This is a genomic window from Streptomyces sp. NPDC090088 (genome assembly GCF_044747345.1).
Classification (GTDB): Bacteria; Actinomycetota; Actinomycetes; order Streptomycetales; family Streptomycetaceae; genus Streptomyces.
The window spans coordinates 159,939-178,213 of record NZ_JBIVDZ010000006.1; the positions used below are offsets into that span (position 1 = coordinate 159,939).

General features: G+C 70.1%; 18 protein-coding genes and 1 riboswitch. Of the genes, 11 read left to right on the top strand and 7 right to left on the bottom strand.

Annotated features, from left to right (window positions below):
* The first annotated feature begins 33 nt into the window (after nucleotides 1-33).
* Nucleotides 34-975, top strand: coding sequence for a carbohydrate-binding protein (locus ACIPSJ_RS28550; RefSeq protein ID WP_401350362.1), 942 nt, complete (start codon nucleotides 34-36; stop codon nucleotides 973-975).
* A 68-nt stretch (nucleotides 976-1,043) separates the two neighbouring features.
* On the opposite strand, the gene ACIPSJ_RS28555 is transcribed toward ACIPSJ_RS28550, so the two are convergent.
* From ACIPSJ_RS28555 to ACIPSJ_RS28570, 4 genes are all read right to left on the bottom strand, one after another.
* Nucleotides 1,044-1,397, bottom strand: coding sequence for a peptidase inhibitor family I36 protein (locus ACIPSJ_RS28555; protein WP_359207506.1), 354 nt, complete (start codon nucleotides 1,395-1,397; stop codon nucleotides 1,044-1,046).
* A gap of 142 nt (nucleotides 1,398-1,539) precedes the next feature.
* The gene (locus ACIPSJ_RS28560; RefSeq protein WP_401350364.1) at nucleotides 1,540-2,457 is read right to left on the bottom strand and encodes a 1-phosphofructokinase family hexose kinase; all 918 of its coding nucleotides are present in this window, start codon (nucleotides 2,455-2,457) and stop codon (nucleotides 1,540-1,542) included.
* Nucleotides 2,458-2,580: 123 nt separating this feature from the next.
* Nucleotides 2,581-3,816, bottom strand: a complete 1,236-nt coding sequence (gene nagA, locus ACIPSJ_RS28565) for an N-acetylglucosamine-6-phosphate deacetylase (RefSeq protein ID WP_401350366.1) — start codon at nucleotides 3,814-3,816, stop codon at nucleotides 2,581-2,583.
* A complete protein-coding gene (locus ACIPSJ_RS28570; protein ID WP_401350368.1) occupies nucleotides 3,816-4,757 on the bottom strand; it encodes an ROK family protein in 942 nt (313 codons plus the stop codon). The genes nagA and ACIPSJ_RS28570 overlap by 1 nt, the downstream gene beginning before the upstream one ends.
* Before the next feature lie 129 nt (nucleotides 4,758-4,886).
* Between ACIPSJ_RS28570 and ACIPSJ_RS28575 the strand changes: the two genes are divergently transcribed.
* The 3 genes from ACIPSJ_RS28575 to otsB all read left to right on the top strand — a co-directional run bounded on the left by ACIPSJ_RS28575 (nucleotide 4,887) and on the right by otsB (nucleotide 7,457).
* The gene (locus tag ACIPSJ_RS28575) at nucleotides 4,887-6,152 is read left to right on the top strand and encodes an extracellular solute-binding protein (RefSeq protein ID WP_359207494.1); all 1,266 of its coding nucleotides are present in this window, start codon (nucleotides 4,887-4,889) and stop codon (nucleotides 6,150-6,152) included.
* Between the two features lie 17 nt (nucleotides 6,153-6,169).
* Complete coding sequence (locus ACIPSJ_RS28580; protein WP_359207491.1) at nucleotides 6,170-6,403, top strand: DUF3263 domain-containing protein; 234 nt, start codon at nucleotides 6,170-6,172, stop codon at nucleotides 6,401-6,403.
* A 202-nt stretch (nucleotides 6,404-6,605) separates the two neighbouring features.
* Complete coding sequence (gene otsB, locus ACIPSJ_RS28585) at nucleotides 6,606-7,457, top strand: trehalose-phosphatase (RefSeq protein ID WP_401350371.1); 852 nt, start codon at nucleotides 6,606-6,608, stop codon at nucleotides 7,455-7,457.
* Between the two features lie 92 nt (nucleotides 7,458-7,549).
* Here the strand turns inward: otsB and ACIPSJ_RS28590 are convergent, their stop codons facing one another.
* Both ACIPSJ_RS28590 and ACIPSJ_RS28595 read right to left on the bottom strand, forming a co-directional pair.
* The gene (locus ACIPSJ_RS28590) at nucleotides 7,550-8,974 is read right to left on the bottom strand and encodes a trehalose-6-phosphate synthase (RefSeq protein ID WP_359207485.1); all 1,425 of its coding nucleotides are present in this window, start codon (nucleotides 8,972-8,974) and stop codon (nucleotides 7,550-7,552) included.
* Between the two features lie 92 nt (nucleotides 8,975-9,066).
* Complete coding sequence (locus ACIPSJ_RS28595) at nucleotides 9,067-10,011, bottom strand: glucosyl-3-phosphoglycerate synthase (protein ID WP_355709065.1); 945 nt, start codon at nucleotides 10,009-10,011, stop codon at nucleotides 9,067-9,069.
* A 157-nt stretch (nucleotides 10,012-10,168) separates the two neighbouring features.
* A riboswitch (SAM riboswitch) is annotated at nucleotides 10,169-10,312 on the top strand.
* Between the two features lie 18 nt (nucleotides 10,313-10,330).
* Here ACIPSJ_RS28595 and thrC point away from each other — a divergent pair.
* The 6 genes from thrC (at nucleotide 10,331) to ACIPSJ_RS28625 (ending at nucleotide 17,113) form a co-directional block, all read left to right on the top strand.
* Nucleotides 10,331-11,614, top strand: a complete 1,284-nt coding sequence (gene thrC, locus ACIPSJ_RS28600) for a threonine synthase (protein ID WP_355709063.1) — start codon at nucleotides 10,331-10,333, stop codon at nucleotides 11,612-11,614.
* A 44-nt stretch (nucleotides 11,615-11,658) separates the two neighbouring features.
* Nucleotides 11,659-11,934: a MoaD/ThiS family protein gene (locus tag ACIPSJ_RS28605; RefSeq protein WP_359207480.1), complete on the top strand. Its 276-nt coding sequence runs from the start codon at nucleotides 11,659-11,661 to the stop codon at nucleotides 11,932-11,934.
* Between the two features lie 490 nt (nucleotides 11,935-12,424).
* The gene (locus ACIPSJ_RS28610; protein WP_019057200.1) at nucleotides 12,425-12,631 is read left to right on the top strand and encodes a cold-shock protein; all 207 of its coding nucleotides are present in this window, start codon (nucleotides 12,425-12,427) and stop codon (nucleotides 12,629-12,631) included.
* 303 nt (nucleotides 12,632-12,934) lie between these two features.
* On the top strand, nucleotides 12,935-14,557 hold the full coding sequence (gene groL / locus ACIPSJ_RS28615; RefSeq protein ID WP_355709060.1) for a chaperonin GroEL: 1,623 nt from the start codon (nucleotides 12,935-12,937) through the stop codon (nucleotides 14,555-14,557).
* 203 nt (nucleotides 14,558-14,760) lie between these two features.
* Nucleotides 14,761-15,819, top strand: a complete 1,059-nt coding sequence (locus ACIPSJ_RS28620; protein ID WP_401350374.1) for a tyrosine-protein phosphatase — start codon at nucleotides 14,761-14,763, stop codon at nucleotides 15,817-15,819.
* Nucleotides 15,820-15,985: 166 nt separating this feature from the next.
* Nucleotides 15,986-17,113, top strand: a complete 1,128-nt coding sequence (locus tag ACIPSJ_RS28625; protein ID WP_359207471.1) for an NADH:flavin oxidoreductase — start codon at nucleotides 15,986-15,988, stop codon at nucleotides 17,111-17,113.
* 78 nt (nucleotides 17,114-17,191) lie between these two features.
* On the opposite strand, the gene ACIPSJ_RS28630 is transcribed toward ACIPSJ_RS28625, so the two are convergent.
* Entirely contained in the window at nucleotides 17,192-17,575 is a 384-nt protein-coding gene (locus tag ACIPSJ_RS28630; RefSeq protein ID WP_401350377.1) for a hypothetical protein, read from the bottom strand.
* Between the two features lie 93 nt (nucleotides 17,576-17,668).
* Here ACIPSJ_RS28630 and ACIPSJ_RS28635 point away from each other — a divergent pair, with 93 nt between their 5' ends.
* On the top strand, nucleotides 17,669-18,262 hold the full coding sequence (locus ACIPSJ_RS28635) for a GNAT family N-acetyltransferase (RefSeq protein ID WP_401350380.1): 594 nt from the start codon (nucleotides 17,669-17,671) through the stop codon (nucleotides 18,260-18,262).
* The last annotated feature ends 13 nt before the right edge of the window (nucleotides 18,263-18,275 follow it).

The window sequence follows — 18,275 nt, forward strand, 5'->3', positions numbered from 1 at the left end:
CATCCGCCCGCACCTGTTGAGGAGTACCAAGGGATGACGCCCGGCGACAACGGCGCGAGCACGCCCGAGGACGACGACCCGTTCGGCTACCTGTACGCCGACGGTCAGGCCCGAGGGGCCCAGCCGCCGTCCGGCTCCGGTGGTTACGGCTACCCGAACGCCGTCAGCAGAGTGCGACCGGTCGGCGAGCGCACGTACGGCGGCCAGCAGCAGGCACCGCAGGCGCAGTACGGCGGCCAGACCATCCCCCAGCAGCAGCCCGGCGCCGGCTACGGCCAGTCGCCGTCCGCGGCCTACCAGGCCCCGGAGACCTTCCCGGGCGGCGCCCCCACCACCCGCCAGGCCCCCCCGAACCCCGGCCGCGGCCGGGGCCCCAACACCAAGGGCCTCCTCATCGGCGCCATCGCCGTCGTCGCCGCCGTCGTCATCGGCATCAGCGTCGCCATGATGAACGGCAACGGCGACGACAACAAGGCGAACGGCGATGCCTCCACCACCCCGTCCCAGTCACAGAGCGCGTCCCCGTCCCCGTCGAGCACGAGCTCGGTGTCGGCATCTGGCGAACTGCCCAAGATCGACGCGAAGGCACTGCGCCTCGACGGCGGCACCTCTGTGGCTTCGGACGTGAAGGGCGCGAAAGCCGACGGTGGGGTTTACGTGAGCGGCTTCAACCACGTCGGGGCCAAAGTGACGTGGACGGTGAACGGCATTCAAAAGGCAGGGGACTTCCGGCTGTATGCGCGTTACAGCATTCCTGGTGTCGATGCCAATGCGACGCTCTCCGTGAACGGCAAGGCGAATAATCAGCCGATCGGTTTGAAGAATTTCATCGGTTCCCCGAAGGGGGACTATGAAAAGGGCTGGCAGAGCACATGGGCCCCGGTCACCCTGACGAAGGGGACCAACGTCATCGAGCTTGCTTGCAATGATGGCAATCAGTGCGACGCGCTCTTCGATCAGCTGTGGCTGGAATAGGGAACCTGAAAGCCGAACGGTCCGCCGGTAGACCGGCGGACCGTCGTGAGGCTCGATCGCGGGCCCGACTAGCTTCCGTAGACCGCAATCCCCGTAACGGTACCGGGGTTGTCCGAGTAGGTGTGCGGCTTCAGAGTGACCAGCTTGGTGCCGACGTTGCAGCCGGTGCCCGGGGTGATGTGCCAGAACTCGATGCGATAGGGCGTCTGATTCGAAACGGACTTGGCCGTGTCGAACGGATAACAGCCGGGCGTTACGGAGAGGACGGTCCTGGTGCCAGTCCTGTTCGGTTTCGACCACCCACAGACCTTCCCTGACGGGCAGGTATTGGGATCGGCCGCCGAGGCCGGAGTGGCAAAGGCGCCGCCCAACAATGCGGCGGTCACCGCTACCGTCGTCAAGCTCTTCTTGGCTATGCCCATTTAATTTTCCCCGATTCCGAAGTCTTCGCCACTGGTCAATTTGGCGAACTAGTGATCATCTGATCATCCGGCCGAGATGAAGGGAAGGGTGTTTCTCGGCCAAACCGCTAGGCGGGCATACCCGGCGAGGGTTGCAAAGTCCTCACCCCGTTGTCACCGAAACTTGCGCCAGCAGCTTCTCGTAGGCCGGGCGGTCGAACTCGCCTGCTGCCGGGGCTCGTACGGTTGCTGCTGAGAGGGCGACCGCGCGGGTCAGGCGGGTGGGCCAGGGGAGTTGTTCGACGAGGCCGGAGAGGAGGCCGGCGACGGCGGAGTCGCCGGCGCCGGTGGGGTTGCCGTGTTCGTGGGTGGGTGGGGTCGCGTGCCAGCGGCCGTCCGGGGTGAGCGCCAGCAGGCCCTGCGGGCCGAGGGAGGCGACGACGGCGCGAGCGCCGCGTCGGCGGGCGTCCTGGGTGGCGCGGGTCGGGTCGTGGGAGCCGGTGAGCTCGGCGAGTTCGTCGGTGTTCGGCTTGACCAGGTCGGGGCGGGCGGCGACACCGCGGCGCAGCGGCTCCCCGCTGGTGTCGAGGAGGACGGGGACGCCGGCGGAACGGGCCGTCTTTATCAACCCCGCGTACGCCCCCACCGGCACCCCCGGCGGCAGACTCCCGCACAGCGCCACCGCCGAGGCATCGGACAGCAACTCCTCGTAGTGGTCTAGGAAGGCGCCCCACTCGGCGGGCGCTATCTGCGGCCCCGGCTCGTTCAACTGGGTCGTGTCACCCGTCCGTTCGTCCACGACGGCGATCGTGCGCCGGGTCGCCCCGGCCACCGGCAGCAGCGCGTCCACCACCCCCGCCGTCTCGGCCAGCCGCTCCCGCACCGCCCACCCGGTGGCCCCGCCCGCGAACCCGGTCACCGTCGTCCCGTGGCCGAGCGCGGCCAGCACCCGGGCCACGTTCACGCCCTTGCCGCCCGGCCGTTCGGCCACCGCCGAGACGCGGTGCGAGGCGTGCGGGCGCAGGGCGCCGACCCGGTACGTGATGTCCAGAGCGGTGTTCAGCGTGACGGTGAGGATCACCGGGCGTCCTCCCTCGCATATGCCCGTGCCATCCACTGGGGGGCTCGATCATGCCAAAGAGACGGCGACCGGCCTAGGGTCGCCGTCTCTCAAGGGGAGCGCACATCGGGGAAGTTCGGGCGGTTACGTCAGTTCGGGCAGTTCCGGTACGACCACCCACGCGCCCTTGCGCATCACGCCCTTCAGCGTGAAGTCCGCGTCCAGGAGCAGCAGGTCGGCGTCCTTGCCGGGTTCCAGGGAGCCGACGCGGTCGTACAGGCCCAGCAGCCGGGCCGGGTTGGCGGACAGCGCGGCGACGGCGTGCTCGACGGGCAGCCGGTCGACGGTCACCGCCCGCCGCAGCGCGCGGTCCAGCGTCAGCGTGGAGCCGGCGATGGCACCGCTGTCCACGAGCCGGGCGACCCCGTCGGCGACCTCCACCTCCAGCGGGCCCAGCAGATAACGGCCGTCGCCGAAACCGGCCGCGTCCATCGCGTCCGTGATGAATGCGACGCGGCCGGGGCCCGCGTGATGGAACGCCAATTGCAGCGCGGCCGGGTGGAGATGCGTGCCGTCGTCGATCAGCTCGACCGTCACCCGCTCGTCCTCCAGGAGCGCGGCGATCGGGCCGGGCGCGCGGTGCCCGATCTGCGGCATCGCGTTGAAGAGGTGCGTGGCGACCGTGGCGCCGGCGTCGATCGCCTCCACCGTCTGCTCGTACGTCGCGTCCGTGTGGCCCACGGCGGCGATCACACCGTGCTCGGCGAGGAGTCGTACCGACTCGATGCCGCCCGGGAGTTCGGTGGCCAGTGTGACCATCTTCGCGTGGCCGCGCGCCGCGTCGAGCAGCTTGCGGACCTCCGCCGGGTCCGGGTCGCGCAGCAGCGCCTCGGAGTGGGCGCCCTTGCGGCACGGGGAGATGAACGGGCCCTCGAAGTGGACACCGGCGATCTCGCCCTGCTCGGCCAGCTCGGAGAGGAGACCGGCCTGGCGGGCGAGGACGTCCATGTCGTCGGTGACGGTGGAGGCGACGAGGGTGGTCGTGCCGTGCAGGCGGTGGGTGTGGACGCCGGCGAGGATCTGCTCCGCGGTGCCGGAGCTGAAGGAGGCTCCGCCGCCGCCGTGGTTGTGCATGTCCACGAAGCCGGGCAGGAGCCAGTGGCCGGTGACATCGATGACCTGGGCGTCTGCGGGGGCGTCGGCGGTGATTTTCGTGCCGTCGATCACCAGTCGTCCCTTGTCGACCACTCCGGTCGGGAGGACTGTGCGGGCTCCGTCGAGGACCAGACCGTTCGACCCCGGCTGCGGGTGCGTGGGGGCTTGTCGCGCAGTTCCCCGCGCCCCTGGCGGGGCGCTGTCGTGCGGCTCGTTCGCAGCCATCAGGGGGTTACCTCCGCGGTAGTGGTCGTAGTCAACAAGTCCTGGGCGAGCAGGCCCGCCCCCAAACAACCGGCCGTGTCTCCCAGTTCGGCCGGGACGATCGACGGCAGTCTCTGGAACGTCACCCGGGCTTCCACAGCCCCCCGCAGCGGCTCGAAGAGCACGCTCCCCGCCTCCGCCAGGCCGCCGCCGATGATGAGGACGCGGGGGTCGAGGAGGGTGAGGGCTGTCACCAGGCCGTCGGCCAGGGCGGCCACGGCCTCCCCCCACACCCGGACGGCGTTCGGGTCGCCGGACGTGACGGCCTTCGCGCAGTCCGCCGCGTCCGCGTCGGGGTCACCGCAGGCCTTCGCCCACGCCTCGCTCACCGCGGCGGCCGACGCGTACCGCTCCAGGCAGCCGCGCTGACCGCACGGACAGGGCGCGCCCTGCGGTCGTACGACGATGTGGCCGATCTCGCCCGCGAAGCCGTGCGCGCCCGACTCCACCCGGCCGTCCAGGCCGAAGCCGCCCGCGATGCCGGTGCCGAGGGCGACGAAGAAGAAGCGGTCCGCTCCCCGGCCCGCGCCGAGCCGCCCCTCGGCCAGGCCGCCGGTGCGCACGTCGTGGCCGAGGGCGACCGGGATGGAGAGGCGGTCGGCGAGGAGGGCGCGCAGCGGGACGTCGCGCCAGCCGAGGTTGGCGGCGTAGACGGCGACGCCGGCCCGCTCGTCGACGATGCCCGGTACCGCGACTCCTGCGGCGGCGGGCGGCTCGCCGAGGTGCTGTTCGCCGTAGGCCCGCAGCTCGGCGGCGAAGTCGAGGATGGCGGCGACCACCGCGTCCGGGCCGCGTTCGCGGCCGGTCGCCCGGCGGTCCTGGTGGAGCAGCTCGCCGTCCGGGCCGACCAGCGCGGCCTTCATTCCGGTGCCGCCCACGTCCAGGGCGATGACATGTCTCACGGGAACAGTGTGGCCCGCCGACCCGCAAGAGGTCTAGTCCACTTACGTGGTGTAGACCTTATGGGTCCACATGTTGAACGGCGAGACAGTTAGATCGAGGTAGTGCGGGTGCGGCGGCGTAGGGCAGGAATGATCGCGGTGGTGTCCACCATGGGCATGACGGCGGTTCTCGGTGGCTGTGGGGCGACGGGTTCTTCGGACGTCACCCTCAGACTCGTCGCGGCCGACTACGGCGACTCCGCCGCCAACAGCTCCCAGAAGTACTGGGACAGGCTGGCCAGGGCGTACGAGGCCCAGCACTCCGGCGTGAAGATCGATGTCAGCGTCTACTCGTGGAACGACGTCGACAGCAAGGTCAAGGCCATGGTCGCCGCCGACAAGGCCCCCGACCTGGCGCAGATCGGCTCGTACGCCGACTACGCGGCCGCCGGCAAGCTGTACGAGGCCGGTGACCTGCTCTCCATCCCGGTCCAGGCCGACTTCCCGTCCCAGCTCGCCGAGGCGGGCCAGTGGAACCACGCCCAGTACGGCATCCCCTTCGCCGCCTCCACGCGCGTCCTCTTCTACAACAAGACGCTCTTCTCCGAGGCCGGCATCACCACCCCGCCCACCACCTGGACCGAGCTCGCGGCCGACGCGAAGGCGCTCGCGGCGAACGGTGTGAAGTACCCGTACGCGCTGCCGCTCGGTCCCGAGGAGGCCCAGGCGGAGACCATGCAGTGGCTGCTCAGCGGCGGCAGCGGCTACACCGACGACACCGGCACGTACACGATCAACTCCTCGCAGAACATCGACACCCTCACCTGGCTCAAGGACGAACTGGTCGGCAAGGGCCTGACCGGCCCGACGGCGCCCGGCAAACTGAACCGCGCGACGGCGTTCGCCGCCTTCGCCGACGGCCAGGTCGGCATGATCAACGGCCACCCCACGCTCATCAAGCAGGCCGAGAAGAAGGGCGTGAAGTTCGGCACCGTCGCGATGCCCGCCCGGGCCGGGCAGTCCACCGGCACCGCCTCCATGGGCGTCGCCGACTGGATGGCGGCCTTCAAGCAGAACGGCCACGCGGACCAGGTCGGTGACTTCCTCAACTACGTCTACAGCGAGAAGAACGTCCTCTCCTTCTCCCGCGAGTACGGCCTGCTGCCCGTCACCACGTCCGCGTCCCAGGCGATGACCGACTCCACGCAGCCGCAGGACAAGCAGCTGCGCCCCTTCCTCGAACAGCTCCCGACCTCCCAGCTGTACCCGGCGGGCAAGACGTCCTGGGCCGCCATCAGCGCCGACATCAAGAAGCAGATAGGCACCGCGGTCACCTCGACGGGCAACCCGACGACCGTCCTCACCCGCCTCCAGGCGGAGGCGTCGCTGGCCGACAGCCGTACGAGCACGGGCTGAGCGTTACCGTTCTCGGCATGGACCGGCAAGAACTGGACGCGCGCGAGCAGGCGATCCTCGCCCTGGAACGGCGGGGCTTCGCCGGCACCGGCGCGAAGGAGCGGGCGATACGCGAGGAACTCGACCTGGCTCCCGTCCGCTACTACCAGCTCCTCAACGCCCTCCTCGACGACGAGCGGGCGCTGGCCCACGACCCGGTGACGGTGAACCGGCTGCGGAGGGTGCGGGAGGCTCGGCGGGGGGAGCGGTGAGGGTGGCGGTGCGCTGAGGTGGCGGTGCGCTGAGGGGGCGGTGCGCTGAGGGGGCGGTGCGCTGAGGGGCTGCGCCCCCTTCGCCCCCCCTTCGCCCCCCTCGACCCCCCCCCGTCGGCCGCCTCGGTCTGCGGGCCGGTGGGGGTTGAGCGCGCAGTTCCCCGCGCCCCTGACGGGGCGCTGCTCGGATACTGTCGGCTGCATGGGAACCCACATCACGGAACCCCTTCCGACGCCTCGCACCCAGGCCGGTCGCGACGGTCTCGCGGCGCTTGTCGCGCAGCCGCACACCGCGCTGATCGGTCTTGACTTCGATGGCACGCTCGCGCCGATCGTCGCCGATCCCGAGCAGGCGCGGGCCCACCCGGACGCGGTGCCGGTGCTGGCCGCGCTCGCGCCGAAGGTGGCCGCGGTCGCCGTGATCACCGGCCGGCCGGCCGAGGTGGCGGTCCGCTACGGCGGCTTCGCGGGCGTGCCCGGGCTGGAACACCTCGTCGTCCTCGGCCACTACGGCGCCGAACGCTGGGAAGCGGCCACCGGCGAGATCACCGCGCCGCCGCCCCACCCGGGCATCGCCGCCGCCCGCGCCGAACTCCCCGCCCTCCTGGACCGGGTGGGCGCCGCGCACGGTACCTGGATCGAGGAGAAGGGCTTCGCCGTCGCGGTCCACACCCGCCGGGCCGACGACCCGCAGGCCACCTTCGACTCCCTCCGTGCCCCCCTGACCGACCTGGCCACCCGTCACGCCCTGATCGTCGAACCGGGCCGCCTGGTCCTGGAACTCCGCCCCCCGGGCATGGACAAGGGCGTGGCCCTGCGCGACTACGCGAGGGAGATCGGCGCCGAATCGGTCCTCTACGCCGGCGACGACCTCGGCGACATCCCCGCCTTCGCCGCCGTCGAGAAGCTGCGGGAGGAAGGCGTCCCCGGCGTCCTGGTGTGCAGCGGCAGCGAGGAAGTCACCCAGCTGGCGGACCGGGCGGACGTGGTCGTGGACGGCCCGGAGGGAGTCGTACGGCTACTGGGCCAGACGGTCGCATACAGCGCCCCGTAAGCCCCGTAAGGGGCGCGGGGCTGTATCGATGTGCGGCTCCGCCGCGTGGGCGCGACCAGCCCCCACCGCCCCGCAGCCGACGAACTACGAACTCACCCGCCCAACGCCTCCAACTGCTCAAGAAACCAAGCCGCAGGCGGCAGCGCCGTAGCCGCCGCAGCGAGCCGCTTGCACGTCTCCGCCCGCTCCTCCACCGGCATGCCCAGCGCCAGCGCCAACGCGGCGGCCGTCCCCCCGATGTCGTACGGGTTCACGACCACCGCGTCCTCGCCCAGCTCCTCGTACGCCCCCGCCTCCCGCGAGAGCACCAGCACGCACCCCTCGTCCGACACCACGGGGATCTCTTTCGCGACGAGGTTCATGCCGTCGCGGATCGGGTTCACCAGGGCGACGTCGGCCAGCCGGTACGCCGCCAGGGAGCGGGCGAAGTCGTCCTTCACATGGAGCACGACCGGCGTCCAGCCCGCCGTCCCGTAGGCCGAGTTGATGTCGTCGGCGACCCGCTGGACCTCGGCCGTGTAGTCGCGGTAGACGGCGAGGTCCTGCCGGGACGGATACGCGAACGCGACATGCACCACCCGCTCCCGCCACTCGGGGTGGTCGTCGAGCAGCTGCCGGTAGGCCAGCAGTCCGCGCACGATGTTCTTCGAGAGCTCCGTACGGTCGACCCGGACGATGGTCCTGCGGCCGTCGCCGATCTCCTCCCGCAGGGCGGCCATCCGCTCCTCGACGTCCGGCTCGTGCGACCGCTTCCGCAGGAAGTCCGCGTCGGCGCCGAGCCCGTGCACCCCGATCCGGGTGTCTCCGGAGGAGGGGATCCCGGGGCCCAGTACGGCGTGGCAGCAGTCGACGAACGCGTCCGCCCACCGACGGGTGAGGAACGCCGCGTGGTCGGCGCCGAGGATCCCGCTCAGCAGCTCGGCGGCGATGTCGTCGGGGAGGAGCCGGAAGTAGTCCGGCGGCGCCCAGGGGGTGTGGGAGAAATGGCCGATTCGGAGGTCGGGGCGCAGGCGGCGCAGCATCCGCGGGGCCAGCGCCAGGTGGTAGTCCTGGATGACGACCGCGGCGCCCTCGCCCGCCTCCTGGGCCAGCGCCTCGGCGAACGCCCGGTTGTAGGCCTGGTACGACGCCCACTGGCGCCGGAACTCCGCGTCGAAGACCGGCTCCAGCGGGGTCTGGTAGAGCATGTGGTGGACGAACCACAGCACCGAGTTGGCGATGCCGTTGTACGCGTCGGAGAACACCTCCGCGTCGATGTCGAGCATCCGGACCCGCTGGCCCCCGGTGTCCGCCACCGGCAGCCGGCCGCCGTCGGCCCGCCGCACCGCCTCGCGGTCACCGTCGCTCAGCGCCGCGCACACCCACACGGCGTTCGCGTCCGGGCCGATCGCCGACAGGCCGGAGACCAGCCCGCCGCCGCCCCGCTTGGCGTGCAGCGCACCGCCTTCGCGCACCTCGTACGAAACCGGGCCGCGGTTGGACGCGACCAGCACCTCAGCACCGCCGGTGGAAGCCATACGCCTCAACCTAGCCCGGCCCGTAAACGCTCAAACGTACGGCTACGCCCGACCAGCGGCCGTATACGGAACGCGCGTCGAACCCGTCGAAGTCACGCCACTTTGCGTTCGGCGTACTCCGCGATCTCCGCCATCGGCGGCCGTTCCTCCGTGTCCACGGAGTACGTGCGCGGCTCGAAGCCGTCCTCGCTCCGTTCGAACTGGGTCAGGGACGGGCGGATCAGGTGGCCGCGGGCCAGCCGCAGCTGGGCGGTGCGGTAGATCGCGGCGGACATCCGGCCGAGGGCCTGGCCGTCCTGGTGGCGGTGTTTGCGGACCCCCACGTCCACCTGGGCGAGGGCGTCCAGGCCGACCAGGTGCAGGGCGTCGACCAGCATGCCCAGCTCCACGCCGTAGCCGACCGGGAAAGGGAGCTGTTCCAGGAGCGAGCGGCGGGCCGCGTACTCGCCGCCCAGCGGCTGCACGAACCCGGCCAGCTGCGGCCAGTGCATGTTCAGCAGCGGGCGGGCCATCAGCTCGGTGACCCGGCCGCCCTGCCCGGCCGCGCCGGCCAGCGGGCGGTCGTACATCGCCTTGACCAGGTCCACCCCGGGGTCGGTCAGCAGCGGGCCGACGATCCCGGAGACGAAGTCGGAGGAGAAGTCCCTCAGGTCCGCGTCGATGAAGCAGACGATGTCTCCCGTGGTCACGAGCAGGGAGCGCCAGAGGACCTCGCCCTTGCCGGGGACGGCGGGGATGCGGGGGAGGATCGTGTCGCGGTGGACGACCCGGGCGCCGGCCGCGGCGGCCACCACCGCCGTGCGGTCGGTGGAGCCGGAGTCGACGACGACGATCTCGTCGACGAGCGGCGCCTGCTGCATCAGGTCGTGGCGGATGACCGCGACGATGTCACCGACGGTCTCCTCCTCGTTGAGCGCGGGCAGCACGACGGAGACCGACTGACCCGTCCGCTGCTTGGCGGCGAGTATCCGGTGCAGGGGACGGTCGTTCAGGGACCAGGAGCGGGTGGCCAGCCAGCGCTCGACTTCTTCCAGCACAGTCAGCGGCTCCTCACTGTCACGATCACACAGCGCGGTGTGATCCATCTCGCGGTTCGGACGACTATCTCAACTGTCCTGGCCTTCGGTTACAGTCTTGAACAACGCCGATGACCATCGCATGTCCTGCGGTCACCGTGCGTTGACAACCGAATACAGCTCATCCAGAGGGGCAGAGGGATACGGCCCGATGAAGCCCCGGCAACCCTCCAGTCGGTACTCGTCTTCCAAGGCGTGGCTCCCGGCTAGGGAAGGTGCCAAATCCGTCTCACGGCGAGATGCGTCGTGAGGAAGATGAGGAGAAAGGGCCTCGCCTCACATGGCTGCGCAGACTGTTGCAACCGATTCCCCGAAGACCGTCGACCTGGGCCCCGCCACGGCGCTGTCCTGCCGCGAGTGCGGTCACCGGGTGCCGCTCGGCCCGGTGTTCGCCTGCGAGGAGTGTTTCGGCCCGCTCGAGATCGCGTACGACTACTCGGCGTACGACGCCGAGGAGCTGCGGAAGCAGATCGAGGCGGGACCCGCGAACATCTGGCGTTACGCCCCGCTGCTGCCGGTCCCGGCCGACGTGGCGACCAAGCCCAACATCAACCCCGGCTGGACCAAGCTCGTGCAGGCCGACAACCTGGCCAAGGAGCTGGGCGTCACCGGCGGCCTGTACGTGAAGGACGACTCCGGCAACCCGACGCACTCCTTCAAGGACCGCGTCGTCGCCCAGGCCGTCGAGGCCGCCCGTGCCTTCGGCTACACCACCCTCTCCTGCTCCTCCACCGGCAACCTGGCCGGCGCGGTCGGCGCCGCCGCCGCCCGGGCCGGCTTCCGCTCCTGCGTGTTCATCCCGCACGACCTGGAGCAGGGCAAGGTCGTCATGGCCGCGATCTACGGCGGCGAGCTCGTCGGCATCGAGGGCAACTACGACGACGTGAACCGTTTCTGCTCCGAGCTGATCGGCGACCCGGCCGGCGAGGGCTGGGGCTTCGTCAACGTCAACCTGCGGCCGTACTACGCGGAGGGGTCGAAGACCCTGGCGTACGAGATCTGCGAGCAGCTCGGCTGGCAGCTGCCGGACCAGCTGGTCATCCCGATCGCCTCCGGTTCGCAGCTCACCAAGGTCGACAAGGGGCTCCAGGAGCTGATCAAGCTCGGGCTGGTCGAGGACAAGCCGTACAAGATCTTCGGTGCGCAGGCCGAGGGCTGCTCGCCGGTGTCGGTGGCCTTCAAGGGCGGCCACGACGTGGTCCGGCCGCAGAAGCCGAACACCATCGCCAAGTCCCTCGCCATCGGCAACCCGGCCGACGGTCCCTACGTCCTCGACATCGCCCGCCGTACGGGTGGCGCGGTGGAGGACGTCACCGACGAGCAGGTCGTCGACGCGATCAAGCTGCTCGCGCGGACCGAGGGGATCTTCGCGGAGACCGCCGGCGGAGTGACGGTTGGAGTCACCAAGAAGCTCATTGAGAATGGGCTCATCGATCCCTCGAAGTCGGTCGTTGTACTCAACACCGGTGATGGATTGAAGACGCTCGACGCGGTGGCGGGTACGGGTCTTACCGCGACCATTCGCCCGAATCTCGAGTCTTTCCACGAGGCCGGGCTCGCCTGAGTCCCCGAGAAATAGGGCGCTGCCCTGACCGGAGGTTTAAAGCCGTGAGCGTCACTGTTCGCATCCCCACCATCCTGCGCACCTACACCGGTGGCCAGGCCGAAGTCAGTGCCGAAGGTGCCACCCTCGGCGAGGTCATCACCGACCTGGAGAAGAACCACACGGGAATCTCCGCCCGCGTTCTCGACGACCAGGGCAAGCTGCGCCGGTTCGTCAATGTGTACGTCAATGACGACGACGTGCGCTTCGAGCAGGGCCTGGAGACCGCCACCCCGGACGGGGCCGGCGTCTCCATCATCCCGGCCGTCGCGGGCGGCTGACCGACCCCGCAGACCGCGCCGACCCGGCTGACCTGCTGACCTGATGGCCGTATGACCGAACATTACCTTCGGTAACACCCATCACCGAGTGTTCATCTGATTGCCCCCTCCGTGAGAGAAGCGGAGGGGGCAATTCTGTGTGGTTGAGCGCGGTACAGTTGGGGAACGCGGTCCTGATCTCCAGGTCGGGAGCCCCGTATTCGATACCGCGAGCCCGACAAGAAGTAGCCAAAGTGTGCGGGTTCTTTGCGGCTTTTGCGGCTTATCTGGGGCCCGACTTGCCCTGAATTCGGCCGAATTCTTGCTACATTCCGGACCCTTCCCGTCCAGAATTCTCGTCCGATTGACCTGTTGCAGACGGCAGTTGGACAGATACATTCGGCCGCGGTCGACGCGTTCCGGCGCACGCCCCCAACCATTGGGGGGTGAGGTCTGACCCGGATCCGCGAAGTGTGGATCTGTGCAAGGGCCAGTAATAGGGGAGTTAGGCATGGCTCAGGGCACCGTCAAGTGGTTCAACGCGGAGAAGGGGTACGGCTTCATCGCGGTCGACGGTGGTGCGGATGTTTTCGTCCACTACAGCGCGATCCAGATGGACGGGTACCGCACCCTGGAAGAGGGTCAGCGAGTCGATTTCGAGATCTCGCAGGGCCAGAAGGGGCCGCAGGCGGACATGGTCCGGCTGGCGACCAGCTGAAGCACGCGCCGACTGACAGCGACGTTCTTCTGTACATCTTCGAAGGGCTCGTGCCTCCCGGGGCACGGGCCCTTCGGCATGCCCGGCCGCGTGTGCCCGATCCCCGGGAGGCGCTTGCACTCGCCTACCCCGAGTGCTAATCATTGGCGTTAGCACTCTGAAGGTGAGAGTGACAAAGAAGGACCGGGTCGGTGAGGCCCGCGGGCCGGGTGGGGCAAGGAACCCACGGGTCGGCGAGCCGTCCGTCGCGGGCGCGGGCGCGGTCCTGAAGACTCACCCCCAGTCCTGGAGGGACCACTTCACATGGCCAAGATCATCGCGTTCGACGAGGAGGCGCGGCGCGGCCTCGAGCGCGGCATGAACCAGCTCGCGGACGCCGTCAAGGTGACGCTCGGCCCCAAGGGCCGCAACGTCGTCCTCGAGAAGAAGTGGGGCGCCCCCACGATCACCAACGATGGTGTCTCCATCGCCAAGGAGATCGAGCTCGAGGACCCGTACGAGAAGATCGGCGCCGAGCTGGTCAAGGAAGTCGCCAAGAAGACGGACGACGTCGCCGGTGACGGTACGACCACCGCGACCGTGCTCGCCCAGGCCCTGGTCAAGGAAGGCCTGCGCAACGTAGCCGCCGGCGCCAACCCGATGGCCCTCAAGCGCGGTATCGAGAAGGCCGTCGAGGCCGTCTCCGGTGCCCTCCTCGAACAGGCCAAGGATGTCGAGACCAAGGAGCAGATCGCTTCGACGGCCTCCATCTCCGCCGCCGACACCCAGATCGGCGAGCTCATCGCCGAGGCCATGGACAAGGTCGGCAAGGAAGGCGTCATCACCGTCGAGGAGTCCCAGACCTTCGGTCTGGAGCTGGAGCTCACCGAGGGTATGCGCTTCGACAAGGGCTACATCTCGGCGTACTTCGCCACCGACATGGAGCGTATGGAGGCGTCCCTCGACGACCCGTACATCCTGATCGCCAACTCGAAGATCGGCTCCGTCAAGGACCTGCTCCCGCTCCTGGAGAAGGTCATGCAGTCGGGCAAGCCGCTGCTGATCATCGCCGAGGACGTCGAGGGCGAGGCCCTGTCGACCCTGGTCGTCAACAAGATCCGCGGCACCTTCAAGTCCGTCGCCGTCAAGGCCCCGGGCTTCGGCGACCGCCGCAAGGCGATGCTGAACGACATCGCCATCCTCACCGGTGGCGAGGTCATCTCCGAGGAGGTCGGTCTCAAGCTCGAGAACACGACCCTCGACCTGCTGGGCAAGGCCCGCAAGGTGGTCATCACCAAGGACGAGACCACCATCGTCGACGGCGCCGGCTCCTCCGAGCAGGTGCAGGGCCGGGTCAACCAGATCCGCGCCGAGATCGAGCAGTCCGACTCGGACTACGACCGCGAGAAGCTCCAGGAGCGCCTGGCCAAGCTCGCCGGTGGCGTCGCCGTCATCAAGGCCGGTGCCGCGACCGAGGTCGAGCTCAAGGAGCGCAAGCACCGCATCGAGGACGCCGTGCGCAACGCGAAGGCGGCCGTCGAGGAGGGCATCGTCGCCGGTGGTGGCGTGGCCCTGCTCCAGGCCTCCCAGGTCTTCGAGAAGCTGGAGCTCGAGGGTGACGAGGCGACCGGCGCCAACGCCGTGAAGCTCGCCCTGGAGGCCCCGCTCAAGCAGATCGCCGTCAACGGTGGTCTCGAGGGTGGCGTCGTCGTCGAGAAGGTCCGCAACCTCCAGGTCGGCCACGGCCTGAACGCCGCGACCGGCGAGTACGTCGACATGATCGCCGAGGGCATCATCGACCCGGCGAAGGTGACCCGCTCTGCCCTGCAGAACGCCGCCTCCATCGCCGCGCTGTTCCTCACCACCGAGGCCGTCATCGCCGACAAGCCGGAGAAGGCCGCCGCGGCCGCCCCGGGCGGCATGCCGGGCGGTGACATGGACTTCTGATCCGCCACGGATCGGCTCGTCCTTTCCGAGGGCGGCACCCCCTGTTCACGACAGGGGGTGCCGCCCTCGGGCGTTTCCGCCGGCCGGCGGAGGGCGTTCGCGCCGGTCGGGGGAGTGGTGTGGCACAAACTGCCATCCATGCACATGCTGTCAGTCATCCGGCGTTCACGTCTGGGACGGTACGTGCACACAGCATCCGTCTCATGACGCTCATGAAGCCCTCCCTGCTCGCCGCCGTGCTCCTCGCCCTGACCGCGCCGGCCGCCGTCGCCGCCCCGGCCGCCGGTCACTCGCACTCGTCCCACCGCATCCCCTTCACGGCCGCGACCGTGACGGCGAACGACGACGGCTCGTACCACGTCGTCTGGACCGCGCCCGGGGTGCGCTCGGTCGCCGTCCGCGCCGACGGGCACGTGGTCGCGCGCGGCGGTGCCACGGGTGACGTCACGGTGAAGGGGCTGCCCGCCGCCGACCGGCAGTGGTTCGACCTCGTGCCCGAGCGCGGCGGCTCGCTGCACCTCGCCGACCGGCTCGTCAAGCTCGACGGCACCGTCAACTTCCGTGACGCGGGCGGCTATCGGACCGCCGACGGCCACTGGGTGAAGATGGGCGAGATCTACCGCTCCGACGCCCTGAACAAGCTCACCGCCGCCGACGTCGCCAAGCTCGGGCGGCTGGGCATCCGTGCGGACTACGACCTGCGGACCGAGTCGGAGCGGACCTCGGCACCGGACGTCGTGCCGTCGTATGTGACATACCACGTCGCCGACGTGCTGGCCGGGTCCTCCATGACCACCACCTTGCCGACCACCGAGGAAGCCGCCGTCCAGATGATGGTGGACGGCGAGAAGTACATGGTCAGCGGCGCCACCGCGCAGGCCGCGTACACCTCGGTCCTCGCGGGCGTGGCCGACGAGGGCCGGCACGGGCTCGTCTACCACTGCACCGCCGGCAAGGACCGCACCGGCTGGGCCGGCGCCGCCCTGCTCACCGCGCTCGGCGTGCCCCGCTCCACGGTGATGACGGACTACCTCGCCAGCAACGCCTACCGCGCGGCGGCCAACGCGGCCACGCTCGCCGCGATGACCCCGGCCCAGGCGAAGGTCTACAAGCCGCTCCTGGACGTCCGTGCCGAGTACCTGAACTCCGGCTTCCAGGAGGTCCACGACAAGTACGGCACCTTCGGCGCCTACCTGGACAAGGGCCTCGGCATCGACGCGAAGGAACTCCGCTCGCTGAAGCGGGATCTGCTCGTCGGCTAGCGGTACCGGCCGCGGGCCCGTGTCCCGGGTCACACGGCATCCGGGCGGGTGCCGGGAATGCGTGCGTCCGGGCAGGTCGTTGTGGACGGAGGTGCACTCGATGCGTGTGCACATACCGACTGGTATACGATCAAGGTATACGACCTACTCACGAGGAGCCCCCCACGTGACCGTCACCACGCCCCCCGCCTCCCGCGCGGCCGAGATCCTCTCGCGTCCCATCGCCCTGAACGGGCTCACGGTCCCCAACCGGATCGTGATGGCGCCGATGACCCGCCAGTTCAGCCCCGGCGGTGTCCCCGGTGAGGACGTGGTCTCGTACTACTCCCGCCGGGCCGCCGCCGGTGTCGGTCTGATCGTCACCGAGGGGACGTACGTCGGTCACGACTCGGCCGGGCAGAGCAGCCGCATCCCGCGGTTCCACGGCGAGGAGCAGCTGGCGGGCTGGGCGAAGGTCGCCGAGGGCGTGCACGCGGCCGGCGGCACGATCGTCCCGCAGCTGTGGCACATCGGCATGGTCCGCAAGCAGGGCCAGCCGCCGTTCGCGGACGCCCCCGCCGTCGGCCCCTCCGGCATCCGCCTGGACGGCACCGAGGGCGAGGGCAGGGCGATGACCTCGCAGGACCTGGACGACGTCATCCGCGCGTTCGCCGAGGCCGCGGCCGACGCCGAGCGCATCGGCTTCGACGGCGTCGAGCTGCACGGCGCCCACGGCTACCTCCTGGACCAGTTCCTGTGGGCGGGCACCAACCGCCGCACCGACGCGTACGGCGGCGACCCGGTCGCCCGGACCAAGTTCGCGGCCGAGATCGTGGCGGCCGTACGGGACTCCGTCTCCGCCGACTTCCCCGTCCTCTTCCGCTACTCGCAGTGGAAGTCCGACAACTACGACGCCCGTCTCGCCGAGACCCCGGAGGAGCTGGAGGCGATCCTGACCCCGCTGGCCGCCGCCGGCGTCGACGCCTTCCACGCCTCCACCCGCCGCTACTGGCTCCCCGAGTTCGAGGGCTCCGACCTCAACCTGGCCGGCTGGACCAAGAAGCTCACCGGCAAGCCCACCATCACCGTCGGCTCGGTCGGCCTCGACGGCGACTTCATCAAGGGCTTCATGGGCGAGGGCTCCCCGGTCAAGGGCATCGACGACCTCCTCGACAGCCTGGAGCGCGACGAGTACGACATGGTCGCCATCGGCCGCGCCCTCCTCCAGGACCCCGAGTGGGCGTCCAAGGTCCTCGCCGGCCGCACGGAGGAGCTGTCGGCGTACGACGCGGCTGCGCTCAAGACCCTGAGCTGAGCACCTGCGCGGACACGATGAACGGCCGGGACGCGGAGTGTCCCGGCCGTTCGTCATGTCCGCCGTTCGTCAGGTCCGTCAGAGGACTCCCGCCGTGGTCAGCACCGCGAAGGCGGCTGTCTGTGCCGGCCCCAGGCGGCGGGTCAGCCGGGCGTGCCGAGGGTCGGCCGGGGTGTGGAGGCGGTACCAGGACTCCAACGGCCAGGCCGCGCCGACCGCACGCGTGGCCAGGCCGACGGTGTCGAACCAGCCGTGCGGGGGGCCGCCGAGCACGAAACCGCAGAGGCCGCCCACGGCCGCGGCCGTCAGGAAGGACGGCGAGAAACGCCAGTCGAGGTCGGACGCGCGGAACCGGCTCCTTCCCGGCCGCCAGAAGAACCGCAGACCGAGGACGTGCACGGTCATGAGGAGGGTGACGACCAGCACGGCCAGGGAGAGCGCGTCGAGTACGTCCACGCTCATCACAACGCCGACGCCATAGGTATGTGCACTCCCGCTGTATACCGGGTCAACCTGAAGGAGGCGGCCGGTGGTGTCACCGTTACCGTCGTCCCCATGAGCCACTCCTCCCGCCCGGCCACCCCCGCCGATCTAGATGCCGTCGTGTCCACGTTGACCAGTGCCTTTCTCCAGGACCCGGTGTGGGGGCCGGTCTTTCCGGACGAGGGGCGGCGGGGTCGGCAGATGGGGGAGTTGTGGCGGGTGTACGCGCGGGGCGCGCTGCGGTATCCGTGGACGTTCGTGACGCCGGGCGTGGAGGCGGTGGCCGTGTGGATTCCGCCGGGGGGTGTCGAGTTGACCGAGGAGGAGGAGCGGGAGCGGGGCGCGGTGATGGAGAAGGTCGCCGGGGCGGAGGTGGCGCGGGCCGTCGAGGAGACGGAGGCGGGCTTCGGGGCCGCGCATCCGGAGGAGCCCTTCTTCCATCTGACCATCCTCGGCACCCACGCCGACCACCGGGGCAAGGGGCTCGGCATGGCGCTCCTGTCCGACACGCTGGCCCGGCTCGACGCCATCGGCGCGAACGCGTACCTGGAGTCCACCAACCCCGCCAACGACCGCCGTTACGAGAGCGTGGGCTTCGTCCCGCGGGGCGAGATCGTCACGCCGGGCGGCCGGACCGTGACCACGATGTGGCGCCCGGCCCGCTGACCGCCACCGGGTC

Excerpts from the sequence above, each read along its gene's own strand:
- otsB (WP_401350371.1), top strand. The coding sequence starts at position 6,606 with ATGGGAACCCACATCACGGAACCCCTTCCGACGCCTCGCACCCAGGCC.
- groL (WP_355709060.1), top strand. The coding sequence starts at position 12,935 with ATGGCCAAGATCATCGCGTTCGACGAGGAGGCGCGGCGCGGCCTCGAG.
- ACIPSJ_RS28635 (WP_401350380.1), top strand. The coding sequence starts at position 17,669 with ATGAGCCACTCCTCCCGCCCGGCCACCCCCGCCGATCTAGATGCCGTC.
- ACIPSJ_RS28575 (WP_359207494.1), top strand. The coding sequence starts at position 4,887 with ATGATCGCGGTGGTGTCCACCATGGGCATGACGGCGGTTCTCGGTGGC.
- ACIPSJ_RS28620 (WP_401350374.1), top strand. The coding sequence starts at position 14,761 with ATGACGCTCATGAAGCCCTCCCTGCTCGCCGCCGTGCTCCTCGCCCTG.
- ACIPSJ_RS28580 (WP_359207491.1), top strand. The coding sequence starts at position 6,170 with ATGGACCGGCAAGAACTGGACGCGCGCGAGCAGGCGATCCTCGCCCTG.
- nagA (WP_401350366.1), bottom strand. The coding sequence starts at position 3,816 with ATGGCTGCGAACGAGCCGCACGACAGCGCCCCGCCAGGGGCGCGGGGA.
- ACIPSJ_RS28590 (WP_359207485.1), bottom strand. The coding sequence starts at position 8,974 with ATGGCTTCCACCGGCGGTGCTGAGGTGCTGGTCGCGTCCAACCGCGGC.
- thrC (WP_355709063.1), top strand. The coding sequence starts at position 10,331 with ATGGCTGCGCAGACTGTTGCAACCGATTCCCCGAAGACCGTCGACCTG.
- ACIPSJ_RS28610 (WP_019057200.1), top strand. The coding sequence starts at position 12,425 with ATGGCTCAGGGCACCGTCAAGTGGTTCAACGCGGAGAAGGGGTACGGC.
- ACIPSJ_RS28630 (WP_401350377.1), bottom strand. The coding sequence starts at position 17,575 with ATGAGCGTGGACGTACTCGACGCGCTCTCCCTGGCCGTGCTGGTCGTC.
- ACIPSJ_RS28555 (WP_359207506.1), bottom strand. The coding sequence starts at position 1,397 with ATGGGCATAGCCAAGAAGAGCTTGACGACGGTAGCGGTGACCGCCGCA.
- ACIPSJ_RS28550 (WP_401350362.1), top strand. The coding sequence starts at position 34 with ATGACGCCCGGCGACAACGGCGCGAGCACGCCCGAGGACGACGACCCG.